The 23,510-nt window shown below is 58.6% G+C and carries 18 protein-coding genes; 6 read left to right on the top strand and 12 right to left on the bottom strand.

Going from position 1 to position 23,510, the window contains the following annotated elements; all coding sequences use genetic code 11:
* The first annotated feature begins 860 nt into the window (after positions 1 to 860).
* Together L9O85_RS01545 and L9O85_RS01540 are read left to right on the top strand one after the other, a co-directional pair.
* On the top strand, positions 861 to 1,100 hold the full coding sequence (locus tag L9O85_RS01545) for a hypothetical protein (RefSeq protein ID WP_108980008.1): 240 nt from the start codon (positions 861 to 863) through the stop codon (positions 1,098 to 1,100).
* 1 nt (position 1,101) lies between these two features.
* Positions 1,102 to 1,737 carry a hypothetical protein gene (locus L9O85_RS01540; protein ID WP_108980009.1) on the top strand — a complete coding sequence of 212 codons (636 nt, stop codon included), beginning with the start codon at positions 1,102 to 1,104 and terminating at the stop codon, positions 1,735 to 1,737.
* 69 nt (positions 1,738 to 1,806) lie between these two features.
* Here L9O85_RS01540 and L9O85_RS01535 read toward each other — a convergent pair whose 3' ends face one another.
* From L9O85_RS01535 to L9O85_RS01525, 3 genes are all read right to left on the bottom strand, one after another.
* Complete coding sequence (locus L9O85_RS01535; RefSeq protein ID WP_050622890.1) at positions 1,807 to 2,484, bottom strand: response regulator transcription factor; 678 nt, start codon at positions 2,482 to 2,484, stop codon at positions 1,807 to 1,809.
* 51 nt (positions 2,485 to 2,535) lie between these two features.
* Entirely contained in the window at positions 2,536 to 3,522 is a 987-nt protein-coding gene (locus L9O85_RS01530; RefSeq protein ID WP_301579298.1) for a helix-turn-helix transcriptional regulator, read from the bottom strand.
* Between the two features lie 67 nt (positions 3,523 to 3,589).
* Complete coding sequence (locus L9O85_RS01525) at positions 3,590 to 3,922, bottom strand: arsenate reductase family protein (protein ID WP_050622892.1); 333 nt, start codon at positions 3,920 to 3,922, stop codon at positions 3,590 to 3,592.
* Between the two features lie 259 nt (positions 3,923 to 4,181).
* Here L9O85_RS01525 and L9O85_RS01520 point away from each other — a divergent pair, with 259 nt between their 5' ends.
* Complete coding sequence (locus L9O85_RS01520) at positions 4,182 to 6,560, top strand: sugar phosphate nucleotidyltransferase (RefSeq protein ID WP_301579297.1); 2,379 nt, start codon at positions 4,182 to 4,184, stop codon at positions 6,558 to 6,560.
* Positions 6,561 to 6,952: 392 nt separating this feature from the next.
* Positions 6,953 to 8,611, top strand: a complete 1,659-nt coding sequence (locus tag L9O85_RS01515) for a ribonuclease J (RefSeq protein WP_050622894.1) — start codon at positions 6,953 to 6,955, stop codon at positions 8,609 to 8,611.
* 128 nt (positions 8,612 to 8,739) lie between these two features.
* On the opposite strand, the gene L9O85_RS01510 is transcribed toward L9O85_RS01515, so the two are convergent.
* From L9O85_RS01510 to L9O85_RS01485, 6 genes are all read right to left on the bottom strand, one after another.
* Complete coding sequence (locus L9O85_RS01510; RefSeq protein WP_276758675.1) at positions 8,740 to 9,543, bottom strand: cell wall hydrolase; 804 nt, start codon at positions 9,541 to 9,543, stop codon at positions 8,740 to 8,742.
* Between the two features lie 155 nt (positions 9,544 to 9,698).
* Entirely contained in the window at positions 9,699 to 10,175 is a 477-nt protein-coding gene (locus tag L9O85_RS01505; RefSeq protein ID WP_276758676.1) for a DUF4358 domain-containing protein, read from the bottom strand.
* Positions 10,172 to 11,152, bottom strand: coding sequence for a GDSL-type esterase/lipase family protein (locus L9O85_RS01500; RefSeq protein WP_301579294.1), 981 nt, complete (start codon positions 11,150 to 11,152; stop codon positions 10,172 to 10,174). Before L9O85_RS01500 ends, L9O85_RS01505 begins: the two co-directional genes overlap by 4 nt.
* A gap of 51 nt (positions 11,153 to 11,203) precedes the next feature.
* The gene (locus tag L9O85_RS01495) at positions 11,204 to 11,656 is read right to left on the bottom strand and encodes a threonine/serine exporter family protein (RefSeq protein WP_050622898.1); all 453 of its coding nucleotides are present in this window, start codon (positions 11,654 to 11,656) and stop codon (positions 11,204 to 11,206) included.
* Positions 11,657 to 11,677: 21 nt separating this feature from the next.
* Positions 11,678 to 12,439, bottom strand: coding sequence for a threonine/serine exporter family protein (locus L9O85_RS01490; RefSeq protein ID WP_108980013.1), 762 nt, complete (start codon positions 12,437 to 12,439; stop codon positions 11,678 to 11,680).
* 224 nt (positions 12,440 to 12,663) lie between these two features.
* Positions 12,664 to 14,082, bottom strand: coding sequence for an MATE family efflux transporter (locus tag L9O85_RS01485; RefSeq protein ID WP_276758679.1), 1,419 nt, complete (start codon positions 14,080 to 14,082; stop codon positions 12,664 to 12,666).
* Between the two features lie 551 nt (positions 14,083 to 14,633).
* Here L9O85_RS01485 and L9O85_RS01480 point away from each other — a divergent pair.
* Positions 14,634 to 18,326 (top strand): S-layer homology domain-containing protein, encoded by a 3,693-nt coding sequence (locus L9O85_RS01480; RefSeq protein WP_301579292.1) that lies wholly within the window; start codon positions 14,634 to 14,636, stop codon positions 18,324 to 18,326.
* Between the two features lie 219 nt (positions 18,327 to 18,545).
* Here L9O85_RS01480 and L9O85_RS01475 read toward each other — a convergent pair whose 3' ends face one another.
* The 3 genes from L9O85_RS01475 to L9O85_RS01465 form a co-directional block, all read right to left on the bottom strand.
* Entirely contained in the window at positions 18,546 to 19,328 is a 783-nt protein-coding gene (locus tag L9O85_RS01475) for a hypothetical protein (RefSeq protein ID WP_301579290.1), read from the bottom strand.
* Positions 19,329 to 19,450: 122 nt separating this feature from the next.
* Positions 19,451 to 19,855 (bottom strand): hypothetical protein, encoded by a 405-nt coding sequence (locus L9O85_RS01470; RefSeq protein WP_301579289.1) that lies wholly within the window; start codon positions 19,853 to 19,855, stop codon positions 19,451 to 19,453.
* A 382-nt stretch (positions 19,856 to 20,237) separates the two neighbouring features.
* The gene (locus L9O85_RS01465; RefSeq protein WP_108980408.1) at positions 20,238 to 21,440 is read right to left on the bottom strand and encodes a class I SAM-dependent rRNA methyltransferase; all 1,203 of its coding nucleotides are present in this window, start codon (positions 21,438 to 21,440) and stop codon (positions 20,238 to 20,240) included.
* 644 nt (positions 21,441 to 22,084) lie between these two features.
* Between L9O85_RS01465 and L9O85_RS01460 the strand changes: the two genes are divergently transcribed.
* Positions 22,085 to 23,497, top strand: a complete 1,413-nt coding sequence (locus L9O85_RS01460; protein ID WP_301579288.1) for an ATP-binding protein — start codon at positions 22,085 to 22,087, stop codon at positions 23,495 to 23,497.
* Positions 23,498 to 23,510: the final 13 nt, after the last annotated feature.

Here is a 23,510-nt window from a genome sequence, read left to right as displayed (position 1 = left end):
GCCTGTGTGTGTATGATATCTCAAAAGCTCGAAATCGTCAAGCGGCCGGAGCAAGATGTAACAAAACGGTAACATTGCGTCGGCTTTGTTACAGAGGGCCTTTGAGGGGGGCCGGCGCCCCCCAAAAAGAGGGTCCTTCCTTATATATTATCATGAGGCGGCGCAGGGTTGTACGCGGGGGTGCAACTTGGGGGAGGGAGCTGGGGGCAGGGGCGTTTTCGGTCTCTCCGCAGGGGCGCGCTTTGCGCCCCCGCCTCTGGCATATCCTGTGGGTGGGACGGGGGAAGGAGGACCCCTCATCCGTCACGGCATTCGCCGCGACACCTTCCCCCCTGTGGGGGGAAGGCTTTTGGGGCAGCTGGAAGCCTGCGGGAGATCTTGGGCCTCTGCGCAGGGGCGGGGCTTGTCCCCGCCTGTCTCTGGCATGCTCTGTGACTGGTACGGGGGGAGGAGGACCCCTCATCCGTCACGGCTCGCGCCGCGACACCTTCCCCCCTGTGGGGGGAAGGCTTTTGGGGCGGCTGGAAGCCTGCGGGAGATCTTGGGCCTCTGCGCAGGGGCGGGGCTTGCCCCCGCCTGTCTCTGGCATGTTCTGTGACTGGTACGGGGGGAGGAGGCCCCCTCATCCGCCGCGGCTCGCGCCGCCACACCTTCCCCCCACAGGGGGGAAGGCTTTTGGGGCGGCTGGAAGCCGCCCCGCATGAGTGCAGCTCCCCTGACAGAAAAGGAGGCGGCTTAAGCTATTAAACGGGCATTGACTTTCCTGGTAATTTCAGGTATAATGGATAGCACATTATGAGCTTGGAAGTGGCCTTTTGAAGTGACCAAACGGTCCGCCATTACAGCGTGGAGGGTAATTTATGTACTTGAATCAACGTACTCGTGATACCCTAGAAAGAATCATCGGAAAATCTGCCGACGATCTCAAGAAAATGGATCTGATTGAAGAAAAGAGTTTTGTGGAAGAAAAAACAGGAAAAAATTTGATTTTTTCTAAAAAAATGGATTCCAGAATGACCGGACGCGGAAATCCGCTTATTATTCGCCGCCGTATTTCTACTATGAGCGATATTGATCAAATGATAGCAAGGATGAAGTAATATGACTGGCAGCACCACAGTCGACAGCAATTTTCTCCTGGCACACAAAGAACAATTAGACGAAGTGTTCCAAGTCTATTTAGATGATATCAATCCGTTTATCGTTCAATTTGAAATATTAAAAAACGAATTTCCGATTGAGCTTCAAAATGAGATCCGCGCAATGTATGGGCATCTGGCCAGGGCCGCAATAGCTGCCACTCCAGAAGAAGCAGAGCGTAATCTTGCGAAAATCAAATCACATACCAAGCGTGCGCTCTTAGATTGCTACAAATACAGCTGCATCATTTTTTCTGATCAGTATGAGGAGTTTTTCCGTGATTATCATGGGGTGGATCTGACTTATTTGGAGGATGGAAACTTTCTGAGACGTGTCCATCAGTTGAGGGAGGCCGCTACGGAGCAGTTGAAAGCTGCCAAATGTGCGGAAACCTCCAACATTTCGGAGGATACCCTGTTTGAACTATATCAAGAGGCATATAATCAGTTCGCAGATATAGACCAAATCCTTGAAGAGGCGCGAAAGCACGCTGATTTCCTCAAACATAAGGCGTCTATGAAATCAATCGGCAGTGCAGTCAGCCTGGTCGTGGGACTCGCCAGCCTTGGGCTGGCCCTTCTTACTCTGGTCTTTTGAGCACAGTTTTATCTTTAGATATCAATCAATTTTTAAATGCGCTGCAGGGATTTCCCTGCAGCGCATTTTTTATTCCTTCTCGAACCGATAGCCCACCCCGCGGAGAGTGACGATCCGGTCGCTGTACGGGACGATGGCACAGCGGATATGCTGGATGTGGGTGTCCAGGGTGCGGGTGTCAGTGGAGAGCTCCCCGCCCCAGATGATGTCCAGCAGGCGCTTGCGGGAGAAGGCCACGTCCGGGTGGCTCATCAGCACGGTGAGCAGGTCGAACTCCCTGGGCGTCAGGTTGATCTGGCGGCCGTCCACCTCCACCCGCCGGGCAGTCAGGTCCAGCACCAGCCCGCCGCTGCGGAGCACCTCCGCCTCCTCCGAGGCCAGGGTGCTGCACCGCTTCAGGATAGCCGAGATCCGCAGGAGCAGCTCCCGCGCCGAAAAGGGCTTGGTCATATAGTCGTCCGCCCCCAGCTCCAGGCCATGGATGCGGTCCTCCGCCGTGTTTTTGCTGGACAGGATCAGCACCGGGATGGCGGAGAAGGTGCGGACCGCCTTCAACACCGTAAAGCCGTCCATCCCCGGCAGATTCACCGCCAGGACCATGAGATCAAATGCGTTCTGCTGCCGGGACAGGCTGAGGGCGGTCTCGCCGTCCCCCGCCTCTGTCACATCATAGCCCTCCATCCGGGCATGTTTTGCGATCCGGGCGCGCACACCCGTATCCCCGTCTACGACTAAGATCCGTTTCATCGGGCGACCTCCTCCGTGTCTTGTTGTCCCCCGCCCCTCCTCCGGCGGGGTTCAGCCGTACTGCTCCAGCACGGCCTTCAGCTTCCGGCGGTATTCCTCCGCCGCTTTTTGGGGCGCGATCAGTTCCACATTGTCCTCCAGCCCGAACAGCCAGCCGAAAAACTGCGGGCTGAGCACCAGAGGCAGCGTGACGGTGAAGTGGTCCTCGTCCTCCGGCACCAGGATCACGTCCTGGCCGAACCGGTCCCACACCACCCCCGCCATGTGGCTGCGGCAGCGCAGGGTGACGTTGGCCTCCTCCCCGCTGTACATGCCGAAGTGCTTCTGGCCATAGGCGGCCACATCAAAATCCGGGTAGCGGTCCTCCCCCTCCCGGGGCAGGCCGGTGACCACGATCTCCGCCATCTTGTCCACCCGGTAGTGGCGCATCTCCTGGTTGGAGATGTCGTAAGCCACCAGATAGTAATTCTCGCTGTTCCAGATCAGGCCGTAGGGAGAGACGGCGTAACGCCGCCCCTCCCGCCGAAAGACCTTGTTCCGGTGCATGTCGTAGTCAAAGTAGCGGAAGGTGATGCTCTTCCGGGCCGAGAGGGCCGTGTGGAGCTTGTCTACATTATAATATATGCTCTCGTTCATGGCCTTGACCCGGCCGCTGACGTACACCTGCCGCTGGAGCTGGCGGGCCTGGTGGCTGCTGGCCAGCCCCTCCAGCTTGCGGATCAGGGCGTCGCTCTTCTTCCGGGTGATGAAGCGGGAGGACTGCACCACGTCCACCAGCAGCTTCAGCTCCGGCAGCTCAAACTCCCGCCGGCCCACGAACCAGCCCGGGGACCGGCCCTTCCGGCTCTGCACGTCCAGGCCGAACAGCCGCAGGGCCTCCAGATCGTCGTAGACGCTCTTCCGCTCCGCCCGGATGCCCCGCAGGTCCAGTTCCCCGATCAGCTGGGGGACGGTGATGGGGTGCTCCTCGTCGGTGCGCTGGAGCAGGATCTGATACAGATACAGCAGTTTCAGCTTTTGATTGGGACTCTTCGCCATGGGTCATCCTCCTCATTCCGGTAATGCACTCAGCATACCGGAACCTGTGTCCCATATAACGGACTATTCACTCCCAGGCGGCCCACACCTCGGGACAGTAGCCCACCGTGGCCTGCCTGCCGTTTCGCACGATGGGGGTGCGCAGCATGGTCTGGTCCTCCCACAGCCGGTCCAGCTTGTCCTGGTCATAGGCCAGATGCTGGAAAAGAGGATAGTCTGGGTGCTTGGGGTCGGCCAGGGCCTCCAGCCCCACCGCGTTCTTCACGCTGGACAGCTCCCCCCGGCTCATGCCGTACTTCACCACATCCACAGACTGAAATCTCACCCGGCGCTCCTTGAACCAGCGCTCCGCCTTTTTGGTATCAAAGCATTTGGACCTGCCAAAAATCTGTATGTTCATTACGATATCCTCCGGAAGCGCGGGCCGCCTCGTCCCCTGCCCCCGCCGGGCAGGGCGGCCTGCATGGTCCCTGTGTCCTTCCTCAGGCTGTTAAATTATGTATATCTAAGTATAACATATTCCCTCCCAGGGCACAAGTCAAAACCGCTCCGGAACCGGTTTATTTCCCCGGCGGCTGGTCATACTAGGAGATGCTACAAATACAGGGCCGTTCCCGCTCCGCCCCGGCGGAGCCCGGCCGGAAGGGTGGAAACACATCGTGAAAGCTGTCATTATGGCGGGCGGAGAGGGGACCCGCCTGCGCCCCCTGTCCCTGGGCATGCCGAAGCCCATGGTCCCTCTGCTGGGCCGGCCGGTGATGGAACACATCATCGGCCTGCTCAAGCGCCACGGGATCGACGAGATCGCCGTCACCCTGTGCTACATGCCGGAGGCAGTGCAGTCCTATTTCGGGGACGGACAGAAGTGGGGGGTCCGCCTGCACTACTTCATCGAGGAGGCCCCGCTGGGCACCGCCGGCAGCGTGCGGGCCTGCGCCCCCTTCCTGGAGGGAGAGGACTTCCTGGTCATCAGCGGGGACAGCGTCTGCGACCTGGATCTCACTGCCGCCATGGAGTTCCATCAGGCCAAGCGGGCCCAGGCCACCCTGGTCCTCTTCCGTCATCCCGCGCCCCTGGAGTACGGGCTGGTCCTCACCGACGAGGAGCAGCGGGTGGTCCGCTTTGTGGAGAAGCCCTCCTGGGGGCAGGTGGTGACCGATCTGGTCAACACCGGCATCTATCTGCTCTCCCCCCAGGTGCTGGAGCAGATCCCTCCGGACAGGCCCTGGGATTTTGGAAAGGATGTGTTCCCAGCCCTGCTGGAGTCCGGCGGCGGCCTGTACGGCGTCCCCGGCGGCGGCTACTGGTGCGACATGGGGGACTGCGGGGCCTATCTGGACTGTGCGGCGGACGTCCTCTCTGGGAAGGTGAAGCTGGATATGGGCCTGCCTCAGCAGTCCCCCGGCGTCTGGAGCGCCCAGCCCATCCCAGAGGGTGTCACCGTGATCCCGCCCTGCTGGCTGGGCCCGGGGGCGGCGGTGGAGCCGGGCGCCCTGATCGGCCCCCATACCGTGCTGGAGCAGAACAGCTGGGTGGGACGCCGCAGCCTGGTCCAGCGGTCGGTGCTCCTCCCCGGCGCCCGGGCGGAGGAGCGGACCACCCTCTACGGAGCCATCCTCTGCAAGGGGGCCGCCGCCCGGCCGGAGGCCGTCCTCAACGAGGGGACCGTCCTTGGAGAGAGGGCCTTGGCGGAGGAGAAGGCCGTACTGCTGGAGGGGGTGCGCCTCTGGCCAGCCCGGGTTGCCCCTGCCGGGACGCGGCTGTCCCGCTCCATCACTTCCTCCGGCCGCCGGGAGCCTCTTCTGTTCGGGGACGGCGGGGTGATCCGGGGCGTACTGGGAGAAGATCTGGGCCCGGAGGCCCTGATGACCATCGGCGGCGTGCTGGGGTGCGAGGGCAAGGTGGGCCTTGGCTACTGGGGCGGGAACGGTGCCCGCATGCTGGCCCAAGCGGCCGCCAGCGGCATCGCCGCGGCCGGCGGGACCCCTCTGGCCCATGACCTGGAGTGCGCCGCCCAGGCCGCCTGGCTGGCGGAGCACCATCAGATCCCTGTCTCTCTCTTTTTGGAGCAGGAGGGGGACCGCATCTATCTCCATCTCTTCGGCCGCAGCGGCCTGCCTCTGGGCCGGGCCAGGGAGCGGAAGCTGGAACACGCCGTAGCCCAGGGGGACGCCCCCCGGGTCCCCGCCGGTCAGATCGGCGAGGTGGTCCGGGTCCATGCGGGCTGTGATGACTACGCCGCCGACGCGGCCAGGCGCAGCCGTCTCCACCGTTTCCCCATGCGCTCCATCACCGTGGCCGTCCCCGGATCCGCTCCCGCTAACCGGGCCATCCGGCAGGCCCTTTCCAGCCTGGGCTGCACGGTATTGGACCGCTGGCGGAAAGGGGTGCCCGCCTTCTCTGGGCTCCACGGCGGGCTCTACCTCTCCGCTCAGGACGAGTCTGGCACTCTTCTGGACCCAGGGCAGCTGCTCACCCTGGTCTGCCTGATCGAGATGGAGGACGGCGGGGGGCGGGTAGCGGTGCCCGATGGGGCCAGCGCCGCGGTGGACCTGGTGGCCGCAGGATTCCACGGCACCGCTCTGCGGCTGGGCCGGGACGGTGAGCAGGCCCTGTCCCTGTATGCCGCCCTGCCCTGGCTGCGGGACGCCGCCTTTGCTGCTGCCCGCATCTGTTCCAGGATGGGCTCCTCCGGTGAGAAGCTGGAGGCCTTGATGAGCAAGACACCCCGCTTCTCCTCCTGGAAGCGGGAGGTCCCCCTCCACGGGAACCGGGGCCTGCTGATGCAGACCCTGGCGGAGGGGAAGGCCGCTGCAGGCGGCGAGGGGGTCCGCATCCACACGGGGAACGGGTGGGTCTATCTGGTCCCCCTGTCCCGCCGGCCCGCCCTGCGTATCCTGGCGGAGAGTCCCGACCTGGAGGTAGCCGCTGAGCTGTGCGACTTCTACGCGGGCCGGGCCGCCCAGCTGGACCGGGAGCTGTCCCGGCAGCTCTCTCCTTCGGAGCAGAGGGAGGGCCCGGCCGGGGAGCAGCTGTAAGCCGAGGACCTGCCTGTCAGGAGAAAGAGGGAAAAATTTAGGCTGTACTTTTCGAGCCCCATGTGTTATACTGTATTTTGCTTATTTTTGGATTTATGCGCGTCAGGGTGGCAGGCGCCCCCTCCCCGCGCCTAAATATAACCCATGCAGGGCCCGCACGCAGGCGGTCACCCGTCCATGGGGACACACAGTACGGACGAGAGCGCAGCCGCCGGATGCCCCGGCGGGCCTCCCGGGAGCGGCGCGGCCCCTGGCCCCCGCTCCATCAGGCGAAGAGACACCCCGTTTCCCGGCGAGGCAGGGCCGGAAAGCAGGGGCGTCCTTCGCCCGGTTGTTTTGCGCCCAGCCGTACATAGACCAGAACTTGACAAATCAAAAACAAGGAGTATCGTATGGCTGAAAAACTGAAGATCATTTCTCTCGGCGGTCTCAACGAGATCGGCAAAAACCTCACCGTCTATGAATACGGCGGTGACATCGTGGTGGTAGACTGCGGCATGGGTTTCCCCGATGACGACATGTACGGCATCGACGTGGTCATCCCCGACGTCAGCTACCTGATCAAAAACCAGAACAAGGTCCGGGGGATTTTCATCACCCACGGACACGAGGACCATATCGGCGCGCTGCCCTATGTCCTCCGCTCCCTGAACGCCCCCATCTATGCCACCCGGATGAGCGCCGGCCTGATCCGCCTGAAGCTGGAGGAGCACCGGCTGCTGGACAAGACCAAGATCATCACCTGCGAGGCGGGCGACGTGATCAAGGCCGGCAAATTCACCGTGGAATTCATCCATGTGAACCACTCCATTGCCGACGCGGTGGCCTTTGCCATCAAGTGCCCGGTGGGAACCTGCGTCCACACCGGTGACTTCAAGATTGACGCCACCCCCATCCAGGGCGGCATGATCGACCTGGCCCGGCTGGGCCAGCTGGGCAACGAGGGGGTGCTGGCCCTGCTGGCCGACTCCACCAACGTGGAGCGTCCCGGCTATACCCGCAGTGAGCGCAGCGTGGGCAATTCCTTTGACGCACTTTTCAAGGGCTGTGAGGAGCGCATCATCGTCACTACCTTTGCAAGCAATGTGGACCGGCTCCAGCAGATCATCGATGTGGCCGCCCGCTATGGCCGCCGGGTAGCGGTCACTGGCCGCAGCATGGAGAACGCCATGAAGGTGTCCACCGAGCTGGGCTATATGAACATCCCAGATGGAGTGCTGATGGACCTGAACCAGATTAAGTCCCTGCCCAAGAACAGGGTGTGCATCATCACCACCGGCAGTCAAGGGGAGACCATGTCCGCCCTGTCCCGCATGGCCTTCTCCACCCACCGGCAGGTGGATATCCTCCCCGGGGATCGGATCATCATCTCTGCCTCCGCCATCCCGGGCAACGAGCACTCTATTGGCAACGTCATCAACGAGCTCTACCGCAAGGGGGCGGAGGTGCTCAACGAGCGGGAGCTGGCCCTCCACGTGTCGGGCCACGCCTGCCAGGAGGAGTTGAAGATCATCCACGCCCTGGTCAAGCCCAAGTTCTTCATCCCGGTCCACGGAGAGCAGCGCATGCTCCAGACCCACGCAAAGCTGGCCCGGGAGATGGGGATGGACTCCAATCATATCCTCATCAGCGACATCGGCCGGGTCATGGAACTGACCCAGAACAGCGCCCGTCTGGCGGGCACTGTCACTGCGGGCCAGGTCTTTGTGGACGGCTTGGGAGTGGGCGACGTGGGCAGCGTAGTGCTGCGGGACCGCCGCCATCTGGCCCAGGACGGCATGATCGTGGTGGTCATGTCCATGTCTGGGGAGGACGGCAGCCTGGTCTCCGGCCCCGACCTGATCACCCGAGGCTTCGTCTATGTGAAGGAGTCCGAGGGGCTGATGGAGGAGCTGCGCCAGGTGGCCCTGGAGGCCATCAACAGCGTGGACGCCCGCTATTCCACCGACTGGTCCGCCATCAAGGGTGCGGTCAAGGGGGACCTGTCCAACTACCTCTATAAGAAGACCAAGCGCTCCCCCATGATCCTGCCTGTTATTATGGAGGTCTGAGCCGGTCAACCCGGCGGTTGGGCCCTTTCCGTCCTGTTTTCCCCTGTGTGTCCCCGCCGGAGGCCGAAGGGGATATCTGGAAGAAGAGTAAACTGAGGCGCGGAGCATCTGCTCCGCGCCTCAGTTTTTCAGACATAAAACTGGTGTCCACCGATGGTGGTATAATAGGTGGCGTTGCTCACGATCCATCTGCCTGCCGACAGGGCAGGGGAGAAAAAATACAAGCTCTCGCCCACCACGTCGGTCCCCTCCAGGCAGAGCTTCGCCGCCACCAGGCTGGAGGAGGCCGGGGCGTCATAGATGGTCCCGTTGGACACCGGCTGGAACTGGACACCGTACTTTGTGTCAAAGACCACCCCCTCCACAGTGTCGGGGTACTGGCTGCTCTCCACCCGGTTCAGGATTACGTTGCCCACCGCGATCTGGCCCAGCAGGGGTTCCCCCCGGCTCTCTGCCGAGATGATCCTGGACAGCCAGTACAGGTCCTCCGCCGGGTAGCTGGCAGAGGCGGGCTGGGCCTGGTCAGTGGACAGCCAGGCGGCTCCCTCCACCTCGTCCCAGGTCAGCTGGAGACCGGCGGCCTCTGCCAGCACCTCCAAGGGCAGGGCGATCCTCCCATCCCGGACCTGTACCCCGTGCTCCACATACAGGGCTCTGCCGTTGACCTCCACGTAGAGGGCGCCGGGGGTGGCCGTCAGTTCCAGGTCCTCCGCTGTCAGCGCCGCCGCTGCCCCATTCCAGCTCAGCGTGTATCCGTCCGCCGCCTGGCACAGGGCGGCCAGCGTCACATAGGGCGTCCCCTCCTCCGTCCATGCGGCGGAGGGATCCACTATCCTGTCATCGATCTGGAGTTGGGCGGCTTCGGCGGCCGGTATCATCAGAGCGCCCGCCAGCAGGGCGGCCGCGGCCCATCGGAAAAACAGTCGTCTCATGCTCTCGTGCTCCTTTGCTCTATTTTGTAACCAAATTGTAACTTTTATGTGGTGCAAAGGCAAGCTGTAAGTTTTGGTGCTCCGTTTTCTTCCAGGCAGTCAGGCATAAAAGGGGCGGGCCGCAGATGCGGCCCGCCCCCCAAGTCTATCTCCCTTTACTGCTCCAGCACGCCCTGAGCCGCCTCCAGGTCACCGGCCACCAGCAGCAGCACAGTGTTCTCCCGCTGCTGGATGACGGCGCTCTCCAGCTTGGGCAGCTCCTGAGGACGGTAGTCCCGGTTGGAGTCTATCTGCTTCTGCACATAGTCTCCCAGCGCCTGGACGGCTGTCTGCGCTTGGTCCCCGCTGGTGAAGACCAGGACAGCCCCCTCCTCACAGGTGGCGCCCGCTGAGCGCAGCACCTTGGCGGCGGTCAGATCCTCCCGCTCCAGCCCGGAGTTTCCCAAGCCGTAGAGGGTAAAGGCAGTGTCGCCGTCCAGCTCCTCCAGTTCCTCAGAGAAGGCTCCAGCGTCCGCCAGCGCCTGGAGGGTGATCTCCGGGTCAAACCCAGCCTTCTCCTCCGCGCCGCCGCAGGCGGCCAGCGGCAGCAAAAGCAGAAACAGTACCGCCGCTATCCCAGCAAATCGTCTCATGTCTCAGTTCCCTCCGGATAAAGTGTTTCGAAGTCCACAGTATGGACTTTCAGATACTCCAGCCACTGCTTGCAGTAGTCGCTCTTCAGATGCACCCCGTCCTTGCTGGCCTCCTCGGGCAGTTCCCCGTTCTCATTGGCAAATTCGGAATACAGGTCCAGAAACACCACCTGCTTTTCCTCTGCCGCTTTCTGCATCAGGCCGTTGTACACCCGGAGGTGCTCGTTGGTCAGATAGCTGGGGCCGCCAGATGCCGCCACCACCGACTCGTTCAGAGGGATCAGGCCCTGGATGTAGATGACCGCGTCGGGCTGGCAAGCCCGGATAGCATCGATGGCGTCACAGTATGCCTGGTAAAAGCCCTCGTCGTTGTAGTAGCCCAGCTCATTGACGCCCAGGGACAGGTACACCTTTCCATATTCGCCCAGCTCCAGGGCCTCCAGCAGCGTATAGGCGGTCCCATCAATCGTGATCACCTTTTTCTCCGCCAGCTTGAAGATGGACAGGCCATTGGAGGTCAGGTTGGTCCCAGTCCCGATCCCACTGTAAAGCAGGAAGCCGTCCGTGCGGGAGTCCCCCACAAAAGCGGCGTCCTCAAAGTAGGTGTTGTCCACTGCCGGACTCTCCGGCGCGGGCTGGGAGAAGTCGTAGCTGCTCTCTCCGCTCTCTCCCACATGGGCAGGCTTGTCCTCCGGGCTGTTTGGGACGTTCTGCCCCTGTTCTGATCCGCCGGACAGGGTGGAGGGCTCTCCCTCCAGCACAGCTCCGGCAGGGCTCTCTCCAGGCACATTATGATCCGGCGCCCCGGAGGGGTCAGCCGCCGGGGTACCGGCCTCCGGCTGAGCGCTCTGGGCAGGCGGGTCAGCCGACTGTCCCTGGGCGGAGCTGCCTGCGCCGGGGCTGCCGCCGCACCCGGTCAGGCTGGCCGAGATAGCCGCTGCCATCAGGAAACAGAGAAAGGAAGGAAAACGCTTCATCAGATTACCTCCAAAAATTCCAGTCGCATGATTCTCTCTCTTTGCCCCGTCTCATGACCCGGCCGGCCGGTGGTACAGCCGAGGAAACACCGTCCGAAATACAGACGAGGCCAGCATGGCTCCCACCGCCAGGGCCGCCGCCATCCCAAAGGTGTGCAGCAACTCAGCCAGGAACCGGTCTGTATCTCCCGCCACGCAGTAGCTCATGGCGTAATAGATACCTCCCCCCGGAACCAGGGGGAGAAGTGCTACCAGCAGATAGCCGGTCACCGGGCAGCGGCGCAGCCGGGCCATGATCTCCGAAAAGACGCCGATGGCCACCGCAGCCAGGAACGCGGCCACGATGCTGCTGCCCGCCAGCAGATACACCAGCCAGCCCAGTCCTCCCCCGAAGCCGCAGATCAGCTTTCCTACGCCGTGGATGTTGAAGACCAGTGTAAAGCCTACGCAGGCCAGAAAGGCCCAGAGGCAGGGCAAGACATAGTCCAGAAAAATTCGCTCCATCCCGATCCACCTCCAACGGTCCTAAAGCATCTGGCCGATGGCCAGCCCCACCACCGTGCCCAGGGCAATGGCCGAAGCTACCAGGATGGCGTCCGCTGTCCGGCTCAGGCCCGAGATGATGTCCCCGGCCATGATCTCCCGCATGGCGTTGGTCAGCGCCACGCCGGGCACCAGCACCATCAGCACACCGATAGTCACAGTATCCACGTCGTATCCGAAGCCCAGGCGCACCAGCAGCAGGGAGAGCAGCGAGCCCACTGTGCTGCATACTACGGTGCGGAAGAAGCTGTTGCTCCCAATGAACCGCCCCCCATATAAAAGGCAGATCCCTACCGCCAAGCCGCACACGAAAGCACACAGGCCGTCCAGGAAATGACCTCCGAATAGAAGGGTGAAAAAAGCGGGGGCCAAACCATACCCCATCAGTACCTGATGGGACGAGTAGCGGGGATACCCTCTCTCCAGGGCGGAGACCAAGCTCTGGGCATCCTCCAGTGGTGGGACCTGGCTGCATAGATGCCGGCACAGGTCGTTGCACCGCTCCAGCAGCTCAATGTCTGTCCCATGGCCCGGGATGCGCCGCATCCGGGTGATAGGATGCCCCTGGGGCGTAGTCACGCTGACGATGATGCAGTTCGGGATGGCAAACACCTCCGGCCGCTCCAGGCCATAGGCATTCAGCACCCGATGCATGGATTCCTCCACCCGGTAGATCTCCGCCCCGCTGGCCATCAGCTGGTATCCCAGATCCGTGGTCAGATTGAGCAGTCTGTCATAGTCCATAGCCTCCCCCTCCTCCTGCAACAGAATACCGGGTTTCACTGCCGGATGCAAGCAACAATTTTGTTACAATCCCCGCGCCACGGGGCCATGCAGAGAGAAGGGGCCCTTCTACCTAGTTCAGACGGTCATGACGCCAGAAAAGTTTTCTGTTGGTCGATTTTTTCTTTTTAAACAGGCAGAAGCGGCTGAGATCTCCGCGCAGAGACCCCAGCCGCTTTTTCTTTTCAATGCTCCGTCGCTTCCGGATGGTGTCCATCCACAGACAGATAGGAGGGACCGCTCCCCTGTACCTTGGCGTACGCCTTTTTCCGGATCGCCAGGAACATGATGATGTGGACCGCTCCTGTGATTGCCCAGGTGATGGGATAAGAGATATACAGGTTCCCTGGAACCGGGTCCAGGGGGAACACGAACCAGACCCACAGCAGGCGCAGCACACAGGAGCCCAGCAGGGAGACCACCATGGGCACGATAGAATAGCCGATCCCTCTTAGGATGCCCACCATGGTATCCATAATACCACAGATGGCGTACAGCCGGCCGATATAGGACATCCGCACCAGCCCCTGCTGGATCACGTCCGGCTCCCCAGGTGCGTAGATGCCAAGGAGCTGAGAGCCGAAGAAAAAGGCCAGGTTACCCAGGATCAGGCCGGTCAGAATCACAAAGCCCTGGCAGTAGAGGGCCACCTTGTCCACGCGGTCGCATTTGCCGGCACCATAGTTCTGCCCGCTGAAGGTCAGGGCGCTCTGATAGAAAGCGTTCATGGCCGCGTAAACGAAGCCCTCGATATTCTGGGCTGCGGCGGACCCCGCCATTACCGTGTCGCCGAAGGAGTTGATGGAGGACTGGATCACCACATTGGACAGGGAGAAGATGACGCCCTGGAAGCCGGCGGGCAGGCCCACCTGAAAGATCCGGCCGATGACCCGCTTATTCAAGTGCATCCGGTGAAGGTTCAGGTGCAGCGCCCCGTGCTCCCGCATCAGGCAGCGCAGGATCAGCCAGGCAGAGACATACTGGGAAATGCTGGTGGCCATGGCGACACCTGCCACATCCAACCTGCAAACGATGACAAAGAACAGGTTCAGCACCACATTGAGCACACCTGCAGCCAGCAGGAAATAGAGCGGGCGCTGGGTGTCTCCCTTGGCGCGCAGGATGGCGCTGCCGAAGTTGTACACCATGGTGGCCGGCATGCCGATGAAGTAAATCCTCAGATACACCGAGGCCAGCCCGATCACATTTTCCGGGGAGGACATCCACTCCAGCATTTGGCGGGCCATAATGACGCCGAAGATCATCAAGACCACGCCGCTGATCATAGCCAGCAGGATTGAGGTGTGCACAGCGCGGTTGGCCTCGGCCTTCCGTCCGGCGCCCAGGTCCTGGGCGACCACCACATTGGCACCTACCGACAGACCTACAAACAGGTTGACCAGCAGATTGATCAGCGCGGTGTTGGAGCCCACAGCAGCCAGGGACGCCTTTCCGCAGAACTGGCCTACCACCACCACATCCGCCGCATTGAACAGGAGCTGCAGCAGGCTGGAGGCCATCAGCGGCAGCGCAAACAGCAGGATCTTGTTGGCAAGCGTCCCGTTGCACATATCGATTTCATAGCCCTTGCTCTGTCTTCTCATGGGTCGATCCGCCATTCCTTTCCATCTATCCCGAAAGCTTCAGACCTTCTCTGGTCACACTCTATCTCTACTATATAATCCTTAACACACTCCCGCCCACTTTTCAAGGCCCTTCTTCCCATTTCTCTGAAATTTCCTCTATTCGCCTGTCCGCCGCTAAGTTTTTCACAAAATTTCCGTTACTTTTACAAGGTTCCTACTCCGCTTCTCTCCTTGTCCCTCAAGCGCAGGAGATGCTCCGGCCTGCGGGACTCCCTATGTGCTATGCAATTTGAATTTTCGTCTACCAAAAGTCTACCAAAAAAGGGCGGCGGTGGCCTGGAGTTTCAGGGCCTTGCTGCCCCTTCTGTTTTCATGTGTCTACCAAATGTCTACCAGGGAAACTTTTTAGGCGTAATCCCAGAGATTTTTCCCTTGATCTCCTCCTTTCTATAACCAATTCCTCCTGTGTCAGAAGTGTTGTACAGGCATAGTGGGCCGAAATGTTCTAGAAAAGGCCCAGTTTGTCAGAAAACAGCGACTTTTGTCAATATAAAAAGGAGGAATATCCAATGAGAAACCTGAAGCGTGCTCTCAGCCTGGCTCTGGCTTCCGTTATGCTCCTGGGCATGATGGTCGTGGGCTCCAGCGCTAAGGGTATCGACGATTTCACCGACAAGGCCGAGATCGTCAATCAGGATGCCGTGGCGGTCACCTCTGCCATCGGCATGTTCGAGGGCTACGAGGACGGGTCCTTCGGCCCCGAGAACGTAGTCACCCGCGCCGAGATGGCGGTCATCATCTGCACCATGCTGTATGGTGCCGGTGTGAACGTCAACCAGTTCGCGGAGACCAATGTGTTCACCGACGTCCCCGCCTGGGCGGAGGGCTATGTGAACCTGTGCTCCAGCCTGGGCATCGTGGCCGGCGTGGGCGAGGGCAAGTTTGACCCCAACGCCACCGTGACCACCGCGCAGGCCGTGCTGATGCTGTGCCGCGCCCTGGGCTACTTCCAGAACGCCGCTGACTTTGGCGACAACTGGATGCTGGCCGCCACCGCCAAGGGCACTCAGCTGGGCCTGTACGGCGACCTGAAGCTGGCCGCCAACGAGGGTCTGACCCGCGACAACGTGGCTGAGCTGGTGTTCAACGCCCTGACCAAGGCCGTGCCTGTTCAGTACAATGAGCTGCTGGGCGTGTACTACAACGAGAACAAGGGTATCCTGTACTCCCTGACCTACTACTACACCGATACCCTGGGCTACAAGAACTTCGACCTGGTCTACAAGACCAACGAGAACACCGATTACGGCCGTCCCGGCACCACCTGGGGCATCGGCTCCTATCGGATGGACGGCAACCCCTCCGGCGAGGGCAACAAGGAAGGCGTTCTGAATGAGGACGGCTCCCTGATCCCCGAGCGGGTGAAGATGACCTCCGATGATGAGATCATCACTGTGGCCGACACCCCCGACTTCACCTACACCGCCAACACCAAGGAGAACGTGATCTACAAGGCCGTTGGCAAGAGCGTGGTGGACGATTACACCTGGAATGTCTATGTGGACGGCGATGAGCAGGCTGACCCTGCGATCCCTGCCAACGACAAGGACACCAACTACGCCTACACTGCCAAGGGCGCTACCACCGAGATCTATGTGGACGACGTGAACGACACCGTCACCGTGGTCATGATCAACCACTACATGGCCGAGGTCACCAAGGTCAAGGACGGCGAAAACACCGTCCGCGTGCTCAGCAACGCCACCATGACCAACCCCATCGACGAGCGCACCATCATCGCTGACGGCTTTGCCAAGGGCGACTATGTGGTGGTCACCGTGGACGTGAACGACGATGACGACTCCTTCATCGCCTCCATCGCTGATCCCGAGGCTGTCGAGGGCACCGTGACCCGCGTCAGCAAGGACTCCGACCCCGAGGGCAACCAGGGCAGCTATGTGAAGATGGACGATGGCAGCAAGCACACCTATTCCAAGTACACCGCGTCCGACCTGGACGACATCAATGAGGAGCATCCCACTCTGGACATCTCCTACCGTCTGTATCTGGACCCCAACGGCTATGTGATCGGCTTTAAGGCTCTGGAGGGCTACTACGACAACTACCTGTATGTGCAGGATGCTGACGTGTCCCTGAGCACCATCACCGCCAAGGTGGTCTTCACCGACGGCACCGCCAAGACCGTGGAGATCGATGACGAGTATGTCGCTCTGAGCTCCAGCAACACCAAGTTCGACACCAATAACGACGGCAAGATCCAGGATGCCGAGATCACCGCCGCTGTCAACCTGCTGGCCGGCAACGTCTTTGCCTACACTGAGGACAACGGCGTCTACACCCTGCGTCAGATCGTGAATATGAACGCTACCCGTCCCAGCACCAACCGCTACAAGGACACCCAGGACAAGGCTGAGGATACTGGCGCCGGGACTGTGACCATCAACAACGACGCCGCCTACATCAAGGCGAACGGCACCTCCTACATCGTGGACGAGCAGACTGCCTTTGTGGATGTGGACGAGAAGACTCTCTACACTGGCTTCGAGAACGTGCCTGACTACCGCAACGGCACCGGCACCGACTATGTGAAGTTCTGGGCCATCGACAGCACCGATGACGGCGTTCTGGACGCTGTGTTCATCTATGGCGGCGTGGCCTCCAACAGCAACAAGACTTACTTCTATGTGAAGGATGCCGGCGACTTCGAGACCTACGACAAGAACAAGACCTACAAGGAGCACAACGTCTACGTGGACGGCGAGCCCACTGCCATGGTCTTCACCCAGAGCGCCCACAACAGCGTCAACGCCAAGGGTGTCTACTGCGTTGAGACCACCAACGGCGACGGCATCGTCACCTCCGTGACCTACATCGGCACCAACACCAATGGCGTCCAGCAGGCTTACACCAACGATGGTGTCAACAATGACTTCTACACCGTGAAGGCCGTTGGCTCCCGCAGCTTCTCCCTGAACGACGCCAACCAGGAGCAGCTGACTGTGAACAACGAGACCGTCTATGTTCTGGCCACCTATGACCTGAAGGACAACAAGAGCACCTATAAGGCTCCCTCTGTGGGCGACGGTTCTCTGGATGACCTGAAGGAGGATGTGAAGAACGACGGCGACTACTTCACCTATGTCTATGTTGCCAAGACTTCCAACGATGGCAAGACCGCTGACCTGATCTTCATCGAGCAGTGGGAGAAGAAGCCCACCGTTTACTCCACTGTGAACTACAGCGCCGTGCCCGGCACCACCCTGACTGTGACCGCTAACGGCCAGCCCGTTGCCAGCGGTGACAAGGTCGCCAACGGCACTGCTCTGACCATCACTGCCACTGCTACCGATGCCGCCAACTACGATGTCACTGTGAAGGATCAGGCCGGGAACACTGTGACCAGCCCCTACACTGTGAACGGGAATGTCACCCTGACCACCGTCCTGACTGAGAAGGATAAGTCCGTGAAGGTGGATCTGGTGTTCAACCAGGATGCCATCGTGACCATCGACGGCAAGGAGTACCTGGCCGATCAGGAGATCAGCCTGCTCCCCGGCACCTATGACTTCGAGGCTGTGTATGCGGGCGGTGTTCCTGCCTATGCTCAGGCCGTCGCGGGCGACGCGAATGTCAGTGTGAAGACTTACGGTTCCGCTGAAAAGCTGATCGTTACCGCCGCCGGCACTCTGACCGTTGGCAAGGAGACTGTTGCACTGACCCTGCCTGCCAACGTGGAAGCCACCTTTGACGGAAATACCGTTAACGATGGTACCTCCGCTGGCGGTAACTTCCAGGTCCTGAAGAATGCCGTTGTTACTCTGGGCGGGACCGCTCTGGGCGAGTTCTACACTCTGGACAATGGTGCCAACTACAAGGCTAAGGGTGATACCTTTACCGCTGACGAAGACCTGACTGTTGACGCTGGTTACTACAGCGTGACTAAGGCCGCGAACGCCACCAACGCCGGTACCAACGGCGGTGTGTTCTCCATGAGTGTGGATAAGGAATACGCGAAGAACACTGAGACTGTCACCGTGACTGTTACCGTGGTCACTGCGTCCACTGACAACAGTGGAAACAGTGGTACCGATGGTGCTACCGTGACCCTGGGTGGCGGTACGATCACCCCCACTACTCTGGACTTCGGTGGTGCTGATGCCGCCGATACGGAGAAGACGGCGACGCTGACCATGGGCACCAGCAATGTCACTCTGACCATGTCTGCGGCTGATAAGGTCTAATTTCCCAAACACTGTTCGGGATCAAGGATCTGAACACAGACCCCCGGGCCAATCGGCCCGGGGGTCTCAGCTTGTGGAAAGAGCCCTCCTGCAAAAAATTCCATCATCTGCGGGCGACGGGGTAAAGTTTGATCCTGCTTGAAAAAGTGGCTCCGCCATTTTTCGACGGATTCAATTTCCGCGGACTAACGTCCCAGAAATATAGAGGAAAATTAGAGGTCATCTTTTCAACCCATACAGGGCGAATTCCGAGCCTGGAGCGCAGAGAGTGCCGTCCTTTGGGACAAACTGGACGCTGGAGAGGCTCTCCCAGTCGGCCCCCACCAGAGCCGCACTGTCTGAACCATTCATGACCGCCTTGGAACAGTACCAAACATGGCAGGGCAGACGGTCCGCGGCACCGGGGATAAAAAACCACTCCGCGAATCCCGCGGCAAAAAGAGAGTTGGTAAAGGAGAGATACAGGCCGTCTGTCCTGTTGATCCCCCCTGTGTCATACTGGCCCGAACTGACCTGGTTCATCCGCAGGATAACATTACCCAGAGCTGAGACGCCGCAGATGTGGAAATGGAGCCGCAGCTGGCGGAAACGGCTTTTGTCGATCTCCGGGAAGCTCAAACTGATCAGACTGCTTTCCTCTGTCACAGACCATTCCCCCAGCCTGACCCAGCAGTTTTCGCTCCGCAGGGCCGCCGTGTCTGCCTCGTGGGACTGGCTCAGGGCCCTGATCTGGGCGGCCAGCTCCGTCTTGTCAGCCTTTCCGCTCTCCAGGGCGGAGATGCGCCCCTCCGCCGCCGAGAGGGCGGTCTCGTCCGCCTTCTGGCTCACTACGGAGGACAGGTTGGTCACCGTGGATTTGTCAGCTTTTCGCCCCGCCTGCTCCGCCAGGGCGTGGAGCGCCCCGTCGATCTTGGCGTTGTCGGAGTTGAAGTCCACCCGCTCCACCTTGTCCGCGGCCTCCCACTGGGAGAGCCCATAATACTGAGTCTGTCCGCTTGCCATAAAAAATCCCTCCTGTCCTGACTGGGCCCGGCAGATCCGGACCCGCTCAAAACCGGAGGGAAAAGCTGTTTTGTGAGACGTTTCAATACAAATTATGGAAGTGAAGCGGAACTGTGCCCATTTCACCCGTGCAGGGCGGACTCCTGTTCCATGGCGGTGAAGAAGGGGACGCCGAGATGGCTGTAAAAGGCCAGATAGATGATGATATCCCTGGGTGCGTGGATGTCGCCGATCTCAGCGCCGATGTACTTGCCCACCAATCCCCTGGCGACCAGGATGTCCCAGCACTGGTTGGACAGACGCTCAATGCTTTTCGAGATGGTTTTTACCGACTGCGGCTCCCCGTTTTTGCCACAGAGCAGCACAGCCACCGGAGAATAAATGTCCCGTGTGAAGTGGAGCTCATCGATGGTCTGTCTGTGGGTGAACAGCAGCTCTGCGGCAATGTCCACAGCACGGGCCAAGGGGCGGGTGTCGATCCCGGCAGCCCCGAAAATAGAGCGGATAACAGTTTCTGTTTTCGTCATAAAGACCCATCCTTTTCCTGAAATATGCTTTTATCATAAAGTAAATCCCGGGAAACAGATGGTAAGAGACATAAAACGACAAAAATCCTCGCAATTTCGCCTCCCCAAAAGACACTTTCGGAAGAGAGTTGGGGCTATGGAGGAGCGCGGGATATGGAGAGCGACCCGGCAGAAAAATACCCCGTCGTTTGTCACGCCGTACTGGGGCGCCGCGCCCTGCCTGCGGCGGGGGGGGGCCACATGACGAAAGGGTCCCCTGAACTTTTCCATAGAAGCCGCCTTTTGGAACAGATAGGGCCGACGGCCTCACTGTTTGGACGGAACAAAAAAGCCCGGTGACGGAGCGCTCCCGCGCCTCCGTCACCGGGCCCTGTCAAAACAGTTACTTTTCGTCGCACACCTGGAAGATATAAAATTTCAGATAATAGGAGTCGTCTGCCGCCCACAGGATGGGATGGTCGGGCGACTGAGTGCGGTATTCCACCTGCCGCAGGCGCTTGTGGACGTTCCGCGCCGCCTGACCGATGGTCTGGGTGAACAGCTCATAGTCCATGAAGTGGGAGCAGGAGCAGGTGGCCAGAAAGCCCCCGTCCCGGACCAGCTTCATGGCCCGCAGGTTGATCTCCCGGTATCCCTTGACCGCCTTTTTCACCGAGCTGCGGGACTTTGTGAACGCAGGCGGGTCCAGGATCACCACATCGAATTGCTCCCCCTGCTGCTCCAGCTGGGGGAGCAGGTCGAACACATCCGCGCAGAGGAACTCCACCCGGTCCTCCAGCCCGTTGAGGGCCGCGTTCTCCCTGGCCTGGGCCACCCCAAGCTCGGAGGCGTCCACCCCAATGACGTGCTCCGCCCCGCAGATACCGGCGTTGAGGGCGAAGGAGCCCGTATGGGTGAAGCAGTCCAGCACCCGGGCGCCCCGGCAGAGCCGCCCCACCGCCTGGCGGTTATACTTCTGGTCCAGGAAGAAGCCGGTCTTCTGGCCGTCCTTCACATCCACGAAGTAGCGGACCCCGTTCTCCACGATCTCCACCTTGGTGTCAAAGGGAGCCCCCAGGAAGCCCTTGTACCGTTCCATCCCCTCCTGGAGGCGGACCTTGGCGTCGCTGCGCTCATAGACGCCCCGGATGGCGATGCCGTCCTGGGCCAGCAGCTCCTTCAGCAGCTCCACGATGGTGACCTTGAAGCGGTCGATGCCCAGAGCTAGGGACTCTACCACCAGCACGTCGGAGAACTTGTCCACCACCAGCCCCGGCAGGAAGTCCGCCTCCCCGAAAACCAGGCGGCAGCTGCTGGTGTCCACCACCTTTTTCCGGTACTCCCAGGCGTTTTTCAGCCGCATGAGGAAGAAATCCTCGTTGATCTCCGCGTCCGGGTCCCGGGTGAGCATCCGAACGGTAAGCTTGGAGCGCCGGTTCAGAAAGCCCTGGCCCAGCGGCCAACCGTTCTCGCCGCAGACCCGGACCAGGCCGCCGTCCTCCGCCCCCGGCGAGATATCCGCGATCTCATTGTCATAGACCCAGGGGCCGCCTTTCTGCAGGTTCCGTCCCTCTCCCTTTTTCAGTGTCACAACAGCGTCTGTCATAAAAGTTCCTCCTGCCCAGAGGGGGCATTTTCTGTTTTAAGGCATTGCTTCCGAGGCGCGCCGGTGTCCATCATTTCATTTTCCCGCGCAAAAGGTCTTTGCCTTTTACCACTCAAAATAGTCGCTCACTTGTGTTAAATGAAATACAAATACCCGGCGTAGCATACCATTTTCATCTGGCTGTACATTTTGGTGCATCTCTGTTAGGCGGTACTCTCCCACAAAATACATTGCTTTATCTTTCTTTTCAAAAACAAGAAGATGCTTTTTGTTGGTTCTATGGGACAAAACCTCGATATTTAGATGGTACATATGTTTATTTTCGTCAGGACTATCCTGATGTCCTCTCCGACCTATCCCGGTGTACATACAGTGGGAATAAGAACCGGTGGGATAAAAATAATGTCCCTTTTCAAGATAAGTGTTGCTATGCATAATCGTGAATAAAATTCGAAATACGTGAATAAATAGTCGCATCTGCACAAGTATACCCTTTGAAACAGGATATACTCTTTTCATTTGGCTTTGTGGTCAGAAGAAATATAAATTTCAAATCAAAGGATTGGGAGGTGCAGATACATTGCCACTAATTAGCTAAATATGATATACTTTCACAAAGAGCTATTGTGCATGGAGGAGTTCAAATGGATAATTTATTTGACTTGAACATTGAAAAAGTTCTTGAGCATTGGGGTGTTGAGCATGCAATTCGAGAAATAATTGCCAATGCTTTGGACGAAATGACTTTAACAGGGACGAAAGAAATCGAGATTTCTTATTCTGATGGTGTGTGTCATATTAGAGACTACGGACGCGGGTTGCAATACATACATTTTACTCAGAATGAAAACAAAGAAAAACTTGTTGCAACTAATTTGATTGGTAAATTTGGCGTGGGATTGAAAGACGCACTTGGCGTATTTTACAGAAACCATATCGGAGTTACAATTCATTCCAAATACTCAACTATATCTCTTACTATGGCTGAAAAGGCAGGATTTGACATACAAACTTTGCACGCAGTCTTTTCTGAACCCAAGTATCCTACAATGGTAGGCACAGATGTAGTGCTTACTGGTGTAAAACAAGCTGACCTGCAAAAAGCGAAATCTATGTTTTTGGTATTTAATAGTGATTTGGAACTTTTGGAAAAAACAAATTATGGCGAAGTATATACAAATAAAGGTGATGGTAAGTCTTTCATATATGCCAACGGTGTCCAAATAGCTTCAGAAGATAATTTCCTATTTAGCTACAATATTACAAGCATGAATGCGCAAATGAAGAAAGCTCTAAACCGTGAAAGATCAAATGTGGGGCGTACTGCTTATTCGGAAACAATAAAAAATATTTTGAAGAACTGCGTTTCTACCAAAGTCATGCGACCGCTCGTTGCCGACATAGGGAATGTAATGACTGGGGCAAATAAAGACGAAACAGGATGGGTTGATATTGCAGCCTATGCAGCAAAGACTCTAAATCAATCCGGAAATGTAGTTTTTATGACACCATCTGAGCGGGCACAACTTACAAATGATCAAGTCGAGATATTAGCGCACAGCGGAAGAGAACTCATCATGGTAACTGATGCAATATTCGGGAAAATATCAGATGTTGTTAATACATTTAAGACTGTATCCGATGAATATAGGCAGGGATACAAATACAGATTTATTGAGTACAAAAACTTAACAGGTGATGAAAAAGAAACTTTTGACCTTGTCACACCAATTACTGAACTCGTTAATAAGAAATACAGGAGAAAGATACCAAGCATTAAAATTTCCGAGACTATTCGTATGGATGAATTTGGCTTTGTAACTCATGGCGTATGGGATCCGGCAGAGAATGCTATAATCATCAAGAGAAGTATTTTGAAGTCTAAAGAAACATTTGCTGGCGTGCTTATGCACGAATTTGCACATTATGTATCTGGTTATGCAGATAACACACGAGATTTTGAAAATGTGCTTACAGAGATGCTTGGCTTTGTCTATAGCGAGTTAAGTATTAAGGGGGAGAAACCAAAGAAGGTTGGTTTGTTCAAAAGATGGTAAATAGTGGGTGCAG

It is taken from the genome of Lawsonibacter asaccharolyticus (assembly GCF_022453915.1).
Classification (GTDB): domain Bacteria; phylum Bacillota; class Clostridia; order Oscillospirales; family Oscillospiraceae; genus Lawsonibacter; species Lawsonibacter asaccharolyticus.
The sequence above is the reverse complement of the archived record's forward strand: the minus strand, read 5'-3'. Positions and strand labels throughout refer to the sequence as shown.

What these genes read in the sequence shown, in the direction of transcription:
- L9O85_RS01545 (WP_108980008.1), top strand. Translation starts at nt 861, where the DNA reads ATGTACTTGAATCAACGTACTCGTGATACCCTAGAAAGAATCATCGGA.
- L9O85_RS01515 (WP_050622894.1), top strand. Translation starts at nt 6,953, where the DNA reads ATGGCTGAAAAACTGAAGATCATTTCTCTCGGCGGTCTCAACGAGATC.
- L9O85_RS01475 (WP_301579290.1), bottom strand. Translation starts at nt 19,328, where the DNA reads ATGGCAAGCGGACAGACTCAGTATTATGGGCTCTCCCAGTGGGAGGCC.
- L9O85_RS01470 (WP_301579289.1), bottom strand. Translation starts at nt 19,855, where the DNA reads ATGACGAAAACAGAAACTGTTATCCGCTCTATTTTCGGGGCTGCCGGG.
- L9O85_RS01490 (WP_108980013.1), bottom strand. Translation starts at nt 12,439, where the DNA reads ATGGACTATGACAGACTGCTCAATCTGACCACGGATCTGGGATACCAG.
- L9O85_RS01460 (WP_301579288.1), top strand. Translation starts at nt 22,085, where the DNA reads ATGGATAATTTATTTGACTTGAACATTGAAAAAGTTCTTGAGCATTGG.
- L9O85_RS01535 (WP_050622890.1), bottom strand. Translation starts at nt 2,484, where the DNA reads ATGAAACGGATCTTAGTCGTAGACGGGGATACGGGTGTGCGCGCCCGG.
- L9O85_RS01480 (WP_301579292.1), top strand. Translation starts at nt 14,634, where the DNA reads ATGAGAAACCTGAAGCGTGCTCTCAGCCTGGCTCTGGCTTCCGTTATG.
- L9O85_RS01530 (WP_301579298.1), bottom strand. Translation starts at nt 3,522, where the DNA reads ATGGCGAAGAGTCCCAATCAAAAGCTGAAACTGCTGTATCTGTATCAG.
- L9O85_RS01495 (WP_050622898.1), bottom strand. Translation starts at nt 11,656, where the DNA reads ATGGAGCGAATTTTTCTGGACTATGTCTTGCCCTGCCTCTGGGCCTTT.
- L9O85_RS01510 (WP_276758675.1), bottom strand. Translation starts at nt 9,543, where the DNA reads ATGAGACGACTGTTTTTCCGATGGGCCGCGGCCGCCCTGCTGGCGGGC.
- L9O85_RS01505 (WP_276758676.1), bottom strand. Translation starts at nt 10,175, where the DNA reads ATGAGACGATTTGCTGGGATAGCGGCGGTACTGTTTCTGCTTTTGCTG.
- L9O85_RS01500 (WP_301579294.1), bottom strand. Translation starts at nt 11,152, where the DNA reads ATGAAGCGTTTTCCTTCCTTTCTCTGTTTCCTGATGGCAGCGGCTATC.
- L9O85_RS01525 (WP_050622892.1), bottom strand. Translation starts at nt 3,922, where the DNA reads ATGAACATACAGATTTTTGGCAGGTCCAAATGCTTTGATACCAAAAAG.
- L9O85_RS01485 (WP_276758679.1), bottom strand. Translation starts at nt 14,082, where the DNA reads ATGAGAAGACAGAGCAAGGGCTATGAAATCGATATGTGCAACGGGACG.
- L9O85_RS01540 (WP_108980009.1), top strand. Translation starts at nt 1,102, where the DNA reads ATGACTGGCAGCACCACAGTCGACAGCAATTTTCTCCTGGCACACAAA.
- L9O85_RS01465 (WP_108980408.1), bottom strand. Translation starts at nt 21,440, where the DNA reads ATGACAGACGCTGTTGTGACACTGAAAAAGGGAGAGGGACGGAACCTG.